This is a genomic window from Stenotrophomonas sp. P2112 (assembly GCF_041897515.1).
Classification (GTDB): Bacteria; Pseudomonadota; Gammaproteobacteria; order Xanthomonadales; family Xanthomonadaceae; genus Stenotrophomonas; species Stenotrophomonas sepilia.
Genome location: NZ_CP169216.1, coordinates 3421421 through 3435673, shown reverse-complemented (window position 1 = coordinate 3435673; position 14253 = coordinate 3421421). Strand labels below are relative to the sequence as shown.

Genomic DNA, 14253 nt, shown 5'->3' with positions numbered 1-14253 from the left:
GCGCGGCGTCCTCAGGCGATCGTCAGGTGCGGTCGTACAGCAGGTCCCAGACGCCGTGGCCCAGCTTCTGGCCGCGGGTCTCGAAGTGCGTCTGCGGGCGCCAGTCCGGGCGCGGCACGCTGCCCCGCGGGCCGGCGCGGTTGACCAGCCCGGCGGTTGCGTCGAGCACGTCCCACATCTGCTCGGCGTAGTCTTCCCAGTCGGTCGCGCAGTGCAGGCGGCCCCCCGGGCGCAGCTTGCGCACCAGCAGTTCGGCGAATGCCGGCTGCAGCAGGCGGCGCTTGTTGTGGCGCTTCTTGTGCCACGGGTCCGGGAAGTAGATGCGCACTTCATCGAGTGCGCCGTCAGCGATCTCGTTCTGCAGCACTTCCACCGCGTCGTGGTGGTACAGGCGCACGTGGTCGGCATCGTCCTCGGCCAGCGCGTTCAGCAGCCGGCCCACGCCCGGGGCGTGCACCTCGATGCCGATGTAGTCGCGCGATGGGTCGTGCTGGGCCGCGAAGCGCAGCGCGGCACCGTTGCCGAAGCCGATCTCCAGCACCTTGTGTGCCGGGCGGCCGAAGGTGGCGTCCAGGTCGCGCGGCTGGCCGTTGTAATCGATGCCGAAGCGCGGCCAGCGTTCGTCGAACGCGCGCTGCTGGGCGGGGGTGAAGCGACCCTGGCGCAATACGAAGCTGCGCACCTCGCGGCGGCCCTCGCTCACGGTGAAGGGCTTGGGCGGGGCCTTGGAACCGGCGCTGTCAAAAGGATTGGTCATCAGCCGATCAGCCCGTCCACCGGCGAGGAGGCGCTGGCGTAGCGCTTGCGCGGGATGCGCCCGGCCAGGAAGGCCTCGCGGCCGGCCTCGACCGCCTTGCGCATCGCGCTGGCCATCAGCACCGGGCTGCGCGCACCGGCAATGGCGGTGTTCATCAGCACGCCGTCGCAGCCCAGCTCCATCGCGATCGCCGCGTCCGACGCGGTACCCACGCCGGCATCAACGATGATCGGCACCTTGGCGTCTTCGATGATCTGCAGCAGGTTGTACTTGTTCTGGATGCCCAGGCCCGAACCGATCGGCGCGGCCAGCGGCATCACCGCAGCGCAGCCGATCTCTTCCAGGCGCTTGGCCAGGATCGGGTCGTCGGAGGTATAGACCATCACCTCGAAACCGTCCTTGACCAGCTGCTCGGCGGCCTTCAGGGTCTGCATCACGTCCGGGTAGAGGGTCTTCTGGTCACCCAGCACTTCCAGCTTGGTCAGGTTGTGGCCGTCCAGCAGCTCACGGGCCAGGCGGCACGTACGCACCGCGTCCTCGGCGGTGTAGCAGCCGGCGGTGTTGGGCAGGATGGTGAAGCGCTCCGGCGGCAGCACGTCCAGCAGGTTCGGCTCGCCCGGGTTCTGCCCGATGTTGGTGCGGCGGATGGCCACGGTGACGATCTGGGCACCAGCGGCCTCGGTCGCCAGGCGGGTTTCTTCCAGGTCCTTGAACTTGCCGGTGCCGGTCAGCAGCCGCGAGCCATAGGTCTTGCCGGCGATTACCAGCGAATCGGGGGAGACATGAACGTTCATGGCGCAATTATCGCTTATCCGCCTGAAGATGGGGTCACGTAGAGGGCGGGGTCGAGCGTGGGGTCAGATCCCTTTGCCACCGGCAAAGGGATCTGACCCCTGAACACCCGCGCAGCCTCAGCCCCCACCCAGCGCGTGCACGATCTCCACCACGTCGCCCTCGGCCAGGACGTGCTCGCCATGGCGGCTGCGGCTGACGATCTCGCCGTTGACCTCGACCGCGACCCGGCGTTGCAGCAACTGCTCGGCCTGCAGCAGATCGTGGAGGGTCGCCGAGGCGGGCAGGGTACGGGGTTCGCCGTTGAGCTGGATGTTCATCGCCGCATTGTCGCCTACGGCCTGCGCGGATCGGAACCCTTGCAAATTGCCTCGGCCGCCAGCCCCGGCACAGCGTTGTCCGACGCTGCCGGGCGACAATCCATGCGGCGGCGCAGCGTGAGCAAAACGCGGCGCAGTGAAACCATTCACCGTGCGCCGGCGTACGTCCGCCGGGTCCTCAACGATATCCCCACAGGAGTTTCTTACATGCTGCTCAGCAAACGCCCGATCCGCTCCCTGATGGCGGCCGCGATCGCGCTGGCCGCGGTTCCGGCCATGGCAGGCGAATCCCCGTATTCCAAGGCCGTGTTCTTCGGCGACAGCCTGACCGATGCCGGCTATTTCCGCCCGCTGCTGCCGGCCGATGTGCGTCCGGTCACCGGCCAGTTCACCACCAACCCGGGTTGGGTGTGGTCGCAGCAGGTCGCCAACTACTATGGCCTCAATGGCGCCGCCAACGGCAACGGCCAGAGCGGTGACAACTATGCAGTCGGCGGTGCCCGCGTGTCGGTGGACGAGGCCGGTGGCCTGGGCGTGATTCCGTCGCTGAAGTCGCAAGCAACCCGCTACCTTGCCGCGAACGGTGGCAAGGCTGACGGCAACGCCCTGTACACCGTATGGGGAGGGGCCAATGATCTGTTCGCGGCCACCCGTGCGGCGGCAGGTGGCGCGTCGCAGGCCCAGGTGCAGGGCATCATCGGCGCAGCGGTCACCGACCAGATCGCGCTGGTGGGTGCGCTGAAGCAGGCCGGCGCCCAGTACGTGCTGGTACCGAACCTGCCGGATGTGGGCATCACCCCACAGTTCCGCGGCCCCAATGCCGCCGCCGCCACCGCACTGTCGGCCGGCTACAACAAGGCCCTGTACGGTGGCCTGAAGCAGGCGGGCATCGAGTTCATTCCGCTCGATACCTTCAGCATCCTGCGTGAAGTGACCGCCAACCCGGGCATGTACGGCTTCACCAACGTCACCAGCACCGCCTGCAAGATCGATCCGGCCAACTCGACGCAGAGCATCCTGACCTGCAACCCGACCAGCTACGTCAGCCCGGATGCGGCCAACACCTACCTGTTCGCCGATGGCGTGCACCCGACCACCGCCGGCCATCAGCTGCTGGGCCAGTACGCAGTCTCGGTGCTGGAAGCGCCGCGCCTGCAGCAGGTGCTGAGCCACTCGGCGCAGACCATCGGCCGCTCGCGCGCCGACCAGGTCAGCATGCACCTGGGCGGCCGTCCGGCTGACGGCCTGTCCTGGTGGGGGGGCGTGCGCGGTGACCTGCAGCGCTACGACCACGCCGACCTGTACGACGGGCTGGCCCCGGCCGGCCTGTTCGGTATCGACTGGGCACGCGACGGCATGGTGTTCGGCGGCTTCGCCGGTTTCGGTCGCCTCAACGCCGACTTCGGCAACAACCGTGGCGACTTCACCCAGAAGGACACCTCGGCCGGTCTGTTCGCTGGCTGGTACGGCGACCGCATCTGGGTGAACGGTCAGGTCAGCTACACCTGGCTGTCCTATGACGTGAACCGCAAGGTCCAGCTGGGCCCGGCCACTCGTGAGCATGGTGGTTCGCCGGACGGCAGCAACCTGACCGCCGCCCTGAACGCCGGTTACGAGTTCGGCACCGAAGGCGGCTTCCGTCACGGCCCGATCGCTTCGGTGATCTGGCAGAAGGTGAAGATCGACGGTTACACCGAAAGCGCCGCGGCCGGCACGCTGGCAACCGCGCTGGGCTACGACCGCCAGAATGTCGATTCGACCGTCGGCCGCATCGGCTGGCAGGCCCGCTTCGATGGCGGCACCCTCAAGCCGTACGCGCAGGTGACCTACGACCACGAGTTCGAGGACACCAAGCAGGCCAGCGCCTGGCTGCAGACCCTGCCGGAACTGGGCAGCTACCGCGTGCCGGGCCTGAAGTTCGACAAGAACTACGCCACCGTCGTGCTGGGTGCCCGCACCGAACTGTTCGGCCTGCAGAGCAACTTCGGCCTGAGCGCGTCGACCGGCCAGAAGCGCGCGCAGGACGCCACCCTGTTCGCCAACTTCAGCGGCACGTTCTAAGCAGCAACCGCCGGGGTCGGATCCCTTTCCGCGAGGAAAGGGCTCTGACCCCTCGCGGATGCGGTGGCCGCCATTGCGCAACACCGGGCCAACCGCATAGACTTTCACCGCGCACTGCGGGCGTAGCTCAATGGTAGAGCTGTAGCTTCCCAAGCTACTGACGTGGGTTCGATTCCCATCGCCCGCTCCATTTGTCACGTGATCTGCGCTTAAGTTGTTGATAGCGCACGTGTGAACTGGCAGAAGAACGAATGCTCAAACGACCTGTTTAGGTATCGTTCGAGGTATCGTTTTTGCCCAAGCCGCTGCTTCTTGCTCGTCCCAGTGGGCTATACGCCCGCTTTCTTGTGCCCATCGATCTGCGTGGCGCCGTCGGTTCGCGTTTCCTCGTTCGTCCTCTCCATGAGCCTGCCGGCGATAGGGCACGGCTGGTGGCCGCCTGCATGGGCGTGGCACTCTCTCAGGCATTCGAAGCGATACGCCAGGGGGACGCGGTGGATCTGAAGAAAGCACTGGAAGCGGCGCGTGCTGCTGGGCGCAGGGACCTGATCATCAAAGGCATGACCCTGCGCAACGGAACACATGTTGCTGAGGCTCAGCTGGAAACACTCCAGGACGTGGAGATGCTGGAGCGGCTGATGGGCCAAGTGGCGGAGAAGGATCCGCTGGCTGCTGCGGTGGCCGGCTACCCTCCTCAGGTGCCCACGTCGGCTGCGGCCCCGTCAGGACCACTGCTCTCCGCCTGCATCGACAAGCATCTGGCCAGCTTGGGAAAGCTGGCGCCGAAGACCATCATCGAAAGTCGGCACAGCCTGCGAATTCTGTTGGGCCTTGTTGGAGACATTCCTGTCGCCACACTGGACGCTGACCACGTGCAGGCCTTCATGGACGCAGTGGAGCATTGGCCCAGAAACGCAACCAAGCACAAGCTGTATCGCGACCTCAGTGTCCAGGAGGTTCTCGCGCTCTCCAAACGCAACGGCGAAAAGGCACCGGCCAGTGCGACGCTCAGCAAGCATTGGGACAGATTGAGGGTGTTCATTTCGCACCTGCGCAAACAGCGGCTTCTACAGCTTGACCCGATGGAGGGCATCGCCTCACCGTCGGACCGTCGGGGAGTGGAGGAGCCGGAAACGGGTCGTCCGTTCACGCATGACGAACTGAAGGCGGTGTTCGGAGCAGGTTTCTTGCGCTGGGCCTCGAAGTATCCGCACCGCTTCTGGGGGCCGATATTGGGTTTGTACAGTGGCGCGCGCGTGAACGAAGTGGCGCAGCTACGCGCAGCAGATGTGATGCATGTGGATGGTGTTGCCGGTTTCCTGGTCACAACTCGGGGAGACGGAAACAAGGTCAAGAACACGAGCTCACTGCGGTTCGTTCCATTGGCGAAACCGGTGTTGGATGCAGGTTTCCTCCATTTCGTAGATGAGGTGCGAGGGTGCGGCGTAGATCGCCTTTTCCCGGACCTTCCCAACAGCACAGGACTGGGCTTTGGGCGTCAGCTGTCACGTCAGTTTCCGACCTACATCAAGCGGCAAGGTGTCACCGAAGAGGGCATGGGATTTCATGCCTTTAGGCATTACTTCATTACCCACACGGATCGAGCGCTGCTGGCCACCGGCATGGAGGTCAGTGCCAGGGACGTGGCCATTGGCCGCATCACCGGACATGGCAAACCGCCCAAATCGATCTTGCGAAAAGTCTACGTGGACAACAGCGGGTTGGCCGTGCCAGCGGCAGTTCAGCCAGAGACCTTGCCTCTGCGGGTGGAGACGTTGGCGATGTTCAATCCGCCGGTGACCCTGCCGTCGCATGTGCCGGGTCAATTTGGGGAGAACTTGCAACGGGCCGCTACGGAAGCCAAGCGAATTGCGCGAGAGGCAAAAAGAAACAAAACATCCGCATGACTGCCGCGGCTGGGATGGCGTTGGCCCGGCAAGACGTGGAAGCCGATGAGGCGCGGTTTCCACTCACTTCGAAAGCAGAAGTTCAGCCTCTCGGACGCGCAGGCATACCGTCCGAGTTGCGGGTCCAGGTGGTTGAGCGAGCTGACGACGAGCACCAAGCCACGTATAGCCGCAAATTCACCGTCCAAGAAGATCTGCATGGCCCGGGCGTGAACACCCCTGGGCTGGCAGTGCTGGACTTCAACTTGAACCTACCGGTTCTCAAGGCACTCCTGTCCGAAGGTGCTCCGCGAAAGCGCGCGAAAGCAAAGCCCGAGCACGCTCCAGCCTGAGGCGGCAGGAGCAGGGCAAGAGTTTGGCTTCCGTCGGAGCTGGCCAGACGAGGCATTGGTCGGCCCGCTGCGAAGTCACAGGTGCATCAAGCAACACAGTGGCCCGAGGCAGCCTCGGCTGCGGACAGCCCGTGAACATATATTGTTATGTCATAACATTTCAAGTGGCCTCAGTTGGATTGTGCGGAAGGGCCGTCACAGTCTTGAATGAAAGCGCCTGCTGGGTGCACCAATGTGAACCACGAAGGCCACAGCGCGTCGCTGACGAAGCTCCGGCGCATCGAGATTATTGGTTAACTCGATGCCGCCACGCTTGGTCTCGAGGCGAATTCGCAACTCTCATTACTCCGACAGCATCGCAATGGAGGCTATATGCGTGATCTTAGTCAATTGGAACTTGCAGAAGTGTCAGGCGGTACGAAGGGCATCAACATTCAGATTGGTTCGAGCGAAGGAAGCCACGTCAGCGGAACTCTCCACAGCTTCATGGAGACCGCGTATATGTATGGAAGGGTTGCGCCCTTCAGTGGAATCGGCGCTGCTGGTCTAATCTACCATCACCTCATGGCTCAATGATCCAGAATGCCTGATCGGGCGCCAGCGTGAATACGAGGCCGAACCTCTGAGGCACAATTCAGAATGATGTAGGCGCGTTAGCTAAGGCCCAGGCCCAATTCCGGGCCTGGGCCCTCGGGAGAAAGTTCTTGCTCAGGAGAATCGCGCACTGGAGGCCTCGCCCCATAGCGGAGAACAAGATATTCGTAGCTGCAATTGCAACTGTGGGCGCCGGTGCGGCACTTGGAGTTCTGAAATACTTCGACGTTTTTGGATCAAGAGCGATCGTCGAACTTCTCGCCTTCGCGGTTTGTGTCTGGCTACTTCCCAATGAGCCGAGGAGAGAGTGGACTTTCCGGCTTGGCGCTGCCTTGGTGGCCATTGGGATCGCTGGAGGCGCGATTTGGGTTTACGTCGTTGGAATCCCTGCAATACCACATACAAAATTCATCCCCTTTAGCGAAATTCCAATCAATTTCTATGTTCTTGGCTTGATTTCGACCTGCATTATCGGACCTCTTTTCGAGGAGAAGGTAGTGAGACACCTGCTCTTTGATGGCGTATCTCACTACTTCGGGCGCGTATTGGGAACCATCATGGTTAGCGCGGCATTTGCTGCGGTTCACGTCGACGCCGTTATCTCGTCATTCCTATTTTCGATACTGCTATGCATTTTGGCCTATCCATTCAACCTGAGCATAACCCAGCTGGCTACAGTCCACGGCACAATAAATCTCACAATAACGCAGTGGGTCATATTCTACCCGACGCTCAGGGACTACGGAATTCAGTCGTGAGCACCAGCGGACCTTCCCATGCAGCGCCGTGCGTTCAAGCCAGCGACTCGCGCAGGCAAGCACGAATGTCAACGCGGAGGAGCCTTTGATTCAAATGACCAAGCACAGTGACGCCAGCATCCTTGCTTTCGCTCTTGTAGCAGCCTTTGCTTTTTTTGTAGCTGGCTACCACGGCGGGAAATACCTCGCAAAGCAAGAAGATTCTGATAAGCGATCGGAACAGTCTCAGTAGTTTGAATTCACGATTAAAGGGGTGGGGAGTTCTACCCCGTCCCTTCTCGCATCACGCGCAGTTCTGCAGAACCTCCAACAACTACCCTGTTCAATTCGCCATTTCTAGCGATAGAGAGATGCTATCTTATTGACGCCGTGATTCAATCCGAGGCAGCGGAATGCGGTCTTGCATGCTTAGCCATGGTCGCGTCGCATCATGGCAACAACATTGGACTGCGGGAACTCCGCCGCCGCCATGCCCTCTCACTTAAGGGCTCGACGCTTGCTCAAGTCATTGAAATTGGAGGCGCGCTCGGCTTTCGTTGCCGCCCACTACGCCTGGACTTGGAGCACCTGAGTCAACTTCAACTACCCTGCATTGCGCACTGGGACCTCGACCACTTCGTTGTAATCAGCAAGGTCCGTCGAAATGGCGTGACCGTTCTGGATCCCGCCTTTGGCAAACGCAAGCTTTCTCTGGATGAGGTCTCGCGCCACTTCACCGGAATTGCGCTGGAGTTGCACCCAACTGCCGAGTTCCGTGCAGTCCCGCGCCCGCCGGCCGTCTCGCTCGCTCAGCTGACGGGGAAGATCGAGGGATTCTGGCGTGCTCTAAGCTTGCTGCTGCTTCTGTCCATTGCTCTTCAGGTGTTTGTTCTGATAGCACCATTCTTCATGCAATGGACCGTGGATCAGGCCCTCATTGCTCATGACAGGGACTTGCTGACTGTGCTGGGCACTGGGTTTGCCCTCGCGCTCCTGCTGCAGGTCTGCATCGGGCAGATCCGAGGCCGAGCGGTCATCTACCTATCAAACCGGCTCAACCTGCAATGGACCGGCAATGTCTTCCGGCACCTGTTGCGTTTGCCTCTGGACTTCTTTGAGAAGCGTCATCTGGGTGATGTCACCTCACGGATGGGGAGCGTCCAAGCCATACAGCGAACGCTAACAACCAGTTTCGTTGAAGCGTTCGTTGATGGCCTCATGGCGGTGGTGACGCTGGGAATGATGCTGCTCTACAACTGGAAGCTTGCGCTGGTTACGTTGATTGCAGTTGCTCTGTATGCAATCGCGCGTGCTTGTGCCTTCGCCCCGCTCAGGCGAGGCACAGAGAGGCAGTTGATCGCCGGGGCACGGCAGGAGAGCCACCTGCTCGAGTCCATCCGGGGGGTTCAATCGTTGAAAGTTGCTGGCCGAGAGTCCATTCGCCAGGCCGGCTACTTCAATCTCATGAACGAAACGGTCAACCATGACGTTTGGCTCGCAAAGTTTGGGTTGAGCTTCGGCGGAGCCAATCAATTATTGTTCGGCTTGGAGCGCATTGCGGTGGTTTGGCTGGGTGCACTACTGGCAATGGAAAACGTCTTCTCCGTCGGCATGCTGATTGCCTACCTCGCCTACAAGGACCAGTTTTCACAACGAGTGGGAGCCTTGATCGACAAGTGGGTGGAGTTCCGCATGCTCCGTCTTCACGGCGAACGGCTCTCCGACATTGTTCTTACCGAACCAGAGAACCTCGCTTCCAGCACCAGCGCTCTGTCGCCGGACGGCATCCGAATTGAGGTTGAAGGGCTTGGATTCCGCTACGCCCCCGGAGAGCCCTGGGTGCTGAGGAACTGTAGTTTTGTAGTGGATCCTGGTGAGTCAGTCGCCATCATCGGCCCATCTGGCTGCGGAAAGACCACGCTGATCAAGATTCTCCTCGGCCTTCTCCAGCCGACGGAAGGTGAGATCCGCATCGGAGGCGTGCCCTTGTCAAAGGTCAGCGTAAGCGAGTATCGCAGCATGATCGGCGCGGTGATGCAAGATGACCAGCTCTTCGCGGGAAGTGTCAGCGAGAACATCGCCTTCGAAGACGATCACCATGATGAATCCAGGGTGCGTGAAGCCGCAGAGTTGGCCGCTGTGCATGACGACATCGCAGCGATGCCCATGGGCTACAACAGCCTGATCGGCGACATGGGGGGGACCCTCTCTGGTGGTCAGAAGCAGCGGGTGATCCTTGCACGCGCCCTGTATCGCAAGCCCCAGTTGCTCTTCTTGGACGAGGCAACCAGCCATCTGGATGTTGAGCGGGAAAGGCTGGTGAATGAAGCCGTCCGACAACTTGAGCTGACCCGGGTGATCATCGCCCATCGGCCAGAGACCATCGCCAGTGCAGACCGGGTGCTGATCATGCACGCGGGCGCGGTAGCGCGCGAGTTGGTGCAGAACGCATCAAGCTCCGCGAAAGCCGCACGGGACGGCCTTGAGGGGGGCCTCGCATGAGCGGCCTCTTCCGCAAGGAAGCCATCGATGCCCAGCGACGAAGCTGGCTCGGTGGAGTGTCCCTGGCGCAACCGCTCCGTTTCTGGATTCTTGCGGTGTTCGCAGCGATGGCTGCCTCGGCCATCGTCGGCTTCCTCTACCTGGGCGAGTATTCACGCAGATCCAGGGTTATGGGCGAGCTTGTGCCTGATCTCGGGCTTTCCACCGTGGTCGCTCCGTCGGCTGGCGTGGTTGCGAGACTGGATGTCGAAGAAGGCGACCACGTCCGGCGCCAGGACGGGCTGCTGACGATCAATGTGCCGCGGGTCACCTCCTCAGGGCAGGATGCCGTGTCCACGTTGCTTGACGCACAGCGCTCCCGTATGGCCAGTGTGGAGGCGATGAGCGAGTTCCAGGACAGGCAGCTCGCGGCACAGCAGGAGGGAGCCAAGGCCCAACGCTCGGCGATGCTGCGCGAGCTTTCGCAGATTGAGGCAGAGATCCACACCCGCGGCGAGCAGGTGCGAATTGGTCGCGAGACCCTCGCCCGATTTCGGAGCGTCGAGGATGAGCGCTACGTAAGCCTGGTTCAGATCAACCAACAAGAGCAATCGATACTCGAGGCGGTCAACGCGCAACAAGCCCTTCAACGCCAAGCGACCTCGATTCGGCGGAACCTGGCTGAACTGGAGCAGCGGCTCGCAGAAATTCCCCATCAGAGGCTCTCCGCCAAGGCGGCCTCGGAACGTGATCTGGCTGCATTGAGCCAGGAGACCGTCCGGATGGAGGCCGACGGGGAGCTGCTGCTTCGCGCACCAGTAACTGGACTGGTAGCAAATCGACTCGTCGAGGCCGGCCAGGCGGTGCAGCCGGGCCAACCCATTCTCAGTCTACTTCCCAAGGGATCCGAGCTTCGAGCACAACTGCTGGTGCCCAGCTCGGCCATTGGGTTCGTCAAATCAGGCGACCGGGTTCTCCTGCGCTATCAAGCCTATCCTTACCAGAAGTTCGGTGCCCACGAAGGAACGGTCATCCGCATCTCTCGCAGCGCGTTGACAGGATCCCAGAAGGACGGCGATGCAAGGCAGTCCTTGTATCGGGTCCTGGTCTCGTTGGACCAACAAGGAGTGCTGGCATACGGGAAGATGGAGACGCTCCGCCCAGGCATGCAGCTTGAAGCCGATATCATGGGCGAGCGCCGCAAGCTCTACGAATGGCTGCTGGAGCCTCTCTACTCCGTGACTGGAAAACTGGGAGGCTAGTAGCGGGTGCTAGCGATGCTGTCCCGGAAGTCAAAATCGTTTGTTTACCGGAAGAGCAGCGGATAGACGACAACCGCGGTGCCAGCAGCGCTGGTCAGCACGCCCAGCACTTCGGCCTGCCACTCGAAGGGCAGGACAATCATGACTTGGACGCCATTACACGAGGCCGTGGTCATGGGCGATGTTGCCGCGCTCACGCCACTAGGTTCCTGGAGGCGTGGGAACGGCGTGACCCTGCCGCCACGTGTGCGACGCCCCTTGCCGCAGGCGCTGAGCCAAACGCCCCGAATTGCCGACACGAGACGCCGTTCGGTCTGGCTTACCCGCGAGCTTTGAAGGCCTTCCTCTCGGCGTGAACTGAGACGCGTTTGCAACATCCGCAGCTGCGGAGTGAATTGGCGTGTTTTTTTGTGAATTAACTATATCTGGTGTTGATTTTGTAATTTTTACACAAGATCATGGGTTTGGGCGGTCGTCGCCCAAAACCATTGTCGAGGTCGAAATGGGCAAGAATCAGCACGTGGTGAAGCGGCCGGATGGCTGGGCGGTGCGTGGCGAAGGCAACTCGCGCGATACCTCTCACCACCGGACCCAGGAAGAGGCAAGGCAGCATGCGCGTGAGATCGCCATCAACCAGCGCAGCGAAGTGGTGATCCACGACCGTCAGGGCCTTATCCGGGACAAGGACAGTTACGGGAACGACCCAAATCCTCCTAAGGGTTGATCAACAAGGCCGCCGTTTGGCGGCCTTGTCTTTTGCTGGAGCTTGGGTTACCGACGGGGCAATGCGCACTCGAGCCATCCCCACCAGTGGGAGCAAGTGGACGCATTGCCCTGCTGGTTGCTGGCCCTTCTGCAAGCCTGTTAGGCTTCTAGGTATCGTTTGAGGTATCGTTTTTCAGTCGAATGTTCCGGACATTTTTCTTATGGAACAGTCGGTTAAGCGGATTTGGGTTCGATTCCCATCGCCCGCTCCATCCTTCAAGACCGCGCCGCTTTCCGCCGCGCAGGTCCCTCCAGACCGCCTCAGTACGCCGCGAACACGCTGGCCAACACGTCGGCATCCAGCACGCGCCCCTGATCGCGATTATGCGTGTGCAGGTACCAGACCTCGCCCGGTTCCAATTGCCGTGTCAGGTGCCACTGATTTTCCCGGGCCAGAATATCCACCCGGCCCTGGCAGCCGAGGCAGAAGCGGGCCAGAGGCTTGATCGCGGCGGCCTTGCCATTGACGTTCAGGGTCAGTGCGGGGGCCGCGTAGGTTTTCAGTTCCCCGGATGACGGATTCTCGGTGATGGTGACCGTGTCCCGACGCAGCGTGGCCACCTGCGCCTGCACCAACGGTTGCAGCCACAGTTCGATGGTGTCGAACAGCACATGCAGCGATTGGATCCAGTCCTGGTACTGCTTTTCGACGGCGGCGGCCCTGGCCTGCTCCGCGTGTGCAGATTGCTGCAGCTTCTGTGCAAGTTGCTCCATTTTCGACATCGGGATTTCCGCTTTGGGAGGAGCTTCCATGGTGATCGGCACGCTCGCCTGCTTCCAGCCGAAAGCGACATTTTCGTAGAACTCCTAGAGGCGCTGCGGAGGGGCGCGTAACGCTTCAAACTTTTCCCATGGGCAGGCCGGCACTGAGCAGCTAGCGTGAGCGGATACTGATCAGGAGCTGCCTTCCATGAACTGCCGGAACGACGTCGTCGAGCGCATCCATCGGATCTTTCTTTCCGCCGGCGTCGGCTCGAACAAGCAGCTTGAAGCCGTGCGCGCGCTGGGGCGTGCCGGTGGTCCCAAGGCCGCGGAACTGCTCGAGCAGATCTACCAGCAGGCGTTCAGCAATTCTGCCCTGCAGATGGCCTGCGTGGCGGCGCTGGGCGAAGCGGCCCGTGGCTTCCAGGTCAGTGCTGAACGGGACAGCTGAAGCTTCATCCACAACGCTCGAGATCGTCGACGACGGGCATCATCCGCCCGCCACACGCCCGCGCTATGCTGCGCGCCTGCCGACCGATCCCGCCGCGATGAAGCTCGCCATCCTGTCCCGCAACAGCTCCCTGTATTCCACCCGTCGGCTGGTCGAGGCGGCGCGCGCGCGCGGCCATACCGTGCGCATCCTCGACCCGTTGCGCTGTTACATGCGCATCGCCGCCGATGGCTTTTCCATGCACTACAAGGGCCGGCCGATGACCGGCGTGGACATGGTCATTCCGCGCATCGGTGCCTCGATCACCCGCTACGGCACCGCCGTGCTGCGCCAGTTCGAACTGATGGGCGCACGCACGCCCAATCCGTCCGATGCCATCCTGCGTTCGCGCGACAAGCTGCGCGCGCACCAGCTGCTGGCGGCCAAGGGCATCGACATGCCGGTTACCGTGTTCGGCGACAACCCCGATGACACCGTCGATCTGCTGTCCATGCTCGGCCCGCCGCCGCATGTGGTGAAGCTCAATGAAGGCACCCAGGGTCGCGGCGTGATCCTGACCGAAAAGGCCAGTGCCTCGCGCGGCATTGTCGAAGCGCTGCGCGGCCTGTACGCCAACTTCCTGATGCAGGAATTCATCGGCGAGGCCAAGGGCGCCGACCTGCGCTGCTTCGTGGTGGGCGACCAGGTGGTGGCGTCGATGCAGCGGCAGGCACCGGAGGGTGACTTCCGCTCCAACCTGCACGCTGGCGGCACCGCCGTGGCGGCCAAGGCCAGTCGCGCCGAGCAGCAGGTGGCGGTGCGTTCGGCCAAGGCGCTGGGCCTGTCGGTGTGCGGCGTGGACCTGATCCGCTCCGCGCGCGGCCCGCTGGTGCTGGAGGTCAACTCCACGCCGGGGCTGGAGGGCATCGAAGCGGCCTGCGGTGTGGACGTGGCCACACGCATCATCGAACACGTAGAGAAGATCAAAAAGCCTTGATTATTCATGGGGTTGTGATTCTCATGGGTAAATGATCCGGGGCTTTAACGAGGCTTTAATCGGTGCCGGCGTAGGCTTCAGCGAACCGCAGCTCTGCCTCTCAGCAGGATCGGTAT

The 14253-nt window shown here is 62.0% G+C and carries 12 protein-coding genes and 1 tRNA gene; 9 read left to right on the top strand and 4 right to left on the bottom strand.

Annotation, left to right across the window (positions count from 1 at the left end; translation table 11 throughout):
- Positions 1-22 precede the first annotated feature (22 nt).
- The 3 genes from trmB to thiS all read right to left on the bottom strand — a co-directional run bounded on the left by trmB (position 23) and on the right by thiS (position 1869).
- Positions 23-757 (bottom strand): tRNA (guanosine(46)-N7)-methyltransferase TrmB, encoded by a 735-nt coding sequence (gene trmB, locus ACEPA4_RS15890; protein WP_005418800.1) that lies wholly within the window; start codon positions 755-757, stop codon positions 23-25.
- Complete coding sequence (locus ACEPA4_RS15885; protein WP_005418798.1) at positions 757-1551, bottom strand: thiazole synthase; 795 nt, start codon at positions 1549-1551, stop codon at positions 757-759. The genes trmB and ACEPA4_RS15885 overlap by 1 nt, the downstream gene beginning before the upstream one ends.
- Positions 1552-1668: 117 nt before the next feature.
- Complete coding sequence (gene thiS, locus ACEPA4_RS15880) at positions 1669-1869, bottom strand: sulfur carrier protein ThiS (RefSeq protein ID WP_005418796.1); 201 nt, start codon at positions 1867-1869, stop codon at positions 1669-1671.
- 207 nt (positions 1870-2076) lie between these two features.
- Here thiS and ACEPA4_RS15875 point away from each other — a divergent pair, with 207 nt between their 5' ends.
- The 7 genes from ACEPA4_RS15875 (at position 2077) to ACEPA4_RS15845 (ending at position 11967) form a co-directional block, all read left to right on the top strand.
- Positions 2077-3930: an autotransporter domain-containing esterase gene (locus ACEPA4_RS15875; RefSeq protein ID WP_053501089.1), complete on the top strand. Its 1854-nt coding sequence runs from the start codon at positions 2077-2079 to the stop codon at positions 3928-3930.
- Between the two features lie 116 nt (positions 3931-4046).
- Positions 4047-4120: transfer RNA gene (locus ACEPA4_RS15870), tRNA-Gly, on the top strand.
- Positions 4121-4223: 103 nt separating this feature from the next.
- A complete protein-coding gene (locus tag ACEPA4_RS15865; RefSeq protein ID WP_374082886.1) occupies positions 4224-5837 on the top strand; it encodes a site-specific integrase in 1614 nt (537 codons plus the stop codon).
- A 1036-nt stretch (positions 5838-6873) separates the two neighbouring features.
- Positions 6874-7521, top strand: coding sequence for a type II CAAX prenyl endopeptidase Rce1 family protein (locus ACEPA4_RS15860; protein WP_231109041.1), 648 nt, complete (start codon positions 6874-6876; stop codon positions 7519-7521).
- A 360-nt stretch (positions 7522-7881) separates the two neighbouring features.
- Positions 7882-10002: a peptidase domain-containing ABC transporter gene (locus ACEPA4_RS15855; protein ID WP_239499552.1), complete on the top strand. Its 2121-nt coding sequence runs from the start codon at positions 7882-7884 to the stop codon at positions 10000-10002.
- Positions 9999-11243: an HlyD family secretion protein gene (locus ACEPA4_RS15850; RefSeq protein WP_065185271.1), complete on the top strand. Its 1245-nt coding sequence runs from the start codon at positions 9999-10001 to the stop codon at positions 11241-11243. The genes ACEPA4_RS15855 and ACEPA4_RS15850 overlap by 4 nt, the downstream gene beginning before the upstream one ends.
- Before the next feature lie 502 nt (positions 11244-11745).
- A complete protein-coding gene (locus ACEPA4_RS15845) occupies positions 11746-11967 on the top strand; it encodes a DUF2188 domain-containing protein (RefSeq protein WP_010481480.1) in 222 nt (73 codons plus the stop codon).
- A gap of 302 nt (positions 11968-12269) precedes the next feature.
- Here ACEPA4_RS15845 and ACEPA4_RS15840 read toward each other — a convergent pair whose 3' ends face one another.
- On the bottom strand, positions 12270-12773 hold the full coding sequence (locus ACEPA4_RS15840; RefSeq protein ID WP_139727565.1) for a hypothetical protein: 504 nt from the start codon (positions 12771-12773) through the stop codon (positions 12270-12272).
- A gap of 145 nt (positions 12774-12918) precedes the next feature.
- On the opposite strand from ACEPA4_RS15840, the gene ACEPA4_RS15835 reads away from it, so the two are divergent.
- Both ACEPA4_RS15835 and rimK read left to right on the top strand, forming a co-directional pair.
- A complete protein-coding gene (locus ACEPA4_RS15835; RefSeq protein WP_005418653.1) occupies positions 12919-13161 on the top strand; it encodes a hypothetical protein in 243 nt (80 codons plus the stop codon).
- 97 nt (positions 13162-13258) lie between these two features.
- Entirely contained in the window at positions 13259-14137 is an 879-nt protein-coding gene (gene rimK / locus ACEPA4_RS15830; protein ID WP_005418651.1) for a 30S ribosomal protein S6--L-glutamate ligase, read from the top strand.
- Positions 14138-14253: the final 116 nt, after the last annotated feature.

Excerpts from the sequence above, each read along its gene's own strand:
- trmB (WP_005418800.1), bottom strand. The coding sequence starts at position 757 with ATGACCAATCCTTTTGACAGCGCCGGTTCCAAGGCCCCGCCCAAGCCC.
- ACEPA4_RS15885 (WP_005418798.1), bottom strand. The coding sequence starts at position 1,551 with ATGAACGTTCATGTCTCCCCCGATTCGCTGGTAATCGCCGGCAAGACC.
- thiS (WP_005418796.1), bottom strand. The coding sequence starts at position 1,869 with ATGAACATCCAGCTCAACGGCGAACCCCGTACCCTGCCCGCCTCGGCG.
- ACEPA4_RS15875 (WP_053501089.1), top strand. The coding sequence starts at position 2,077 with ATGCTGCTCAGCAAACGCCCGATCCGCTCCCTGATGGCGGCCGCGATC.
- ACEPA4_RS15850 (WP_065185271.1), top strand. The coding sequence starts at position 9,999 with ATGAGCGGCCTCTTCCGCAAGGAAGCCATCGATGCCCAGCGACGAAGC.
- ACEPA4_RS15845 (WP_010481480.1), top strand. The coding sequence starts at position 11,746 with ATGGGCAAGAATCAGCACGTGGTGAAGCGGCCGGATGGCTGGGCGGTG.
- ACEPA4_RS15835 (WP_005418653.1), top strand. The coding sequence starts at position 12,919 with ATGAACTGCCGGAACGACGTCGTCGAGCGCATCCATCGGATCTTTCTT.
- rimK (WP_005418651.1), top strand. The coding sequence starts at position 13,259 with ATGAAGCTCGCCATCCTGTCCCGCAACAGCTCCCTGTATTCCACCCGT.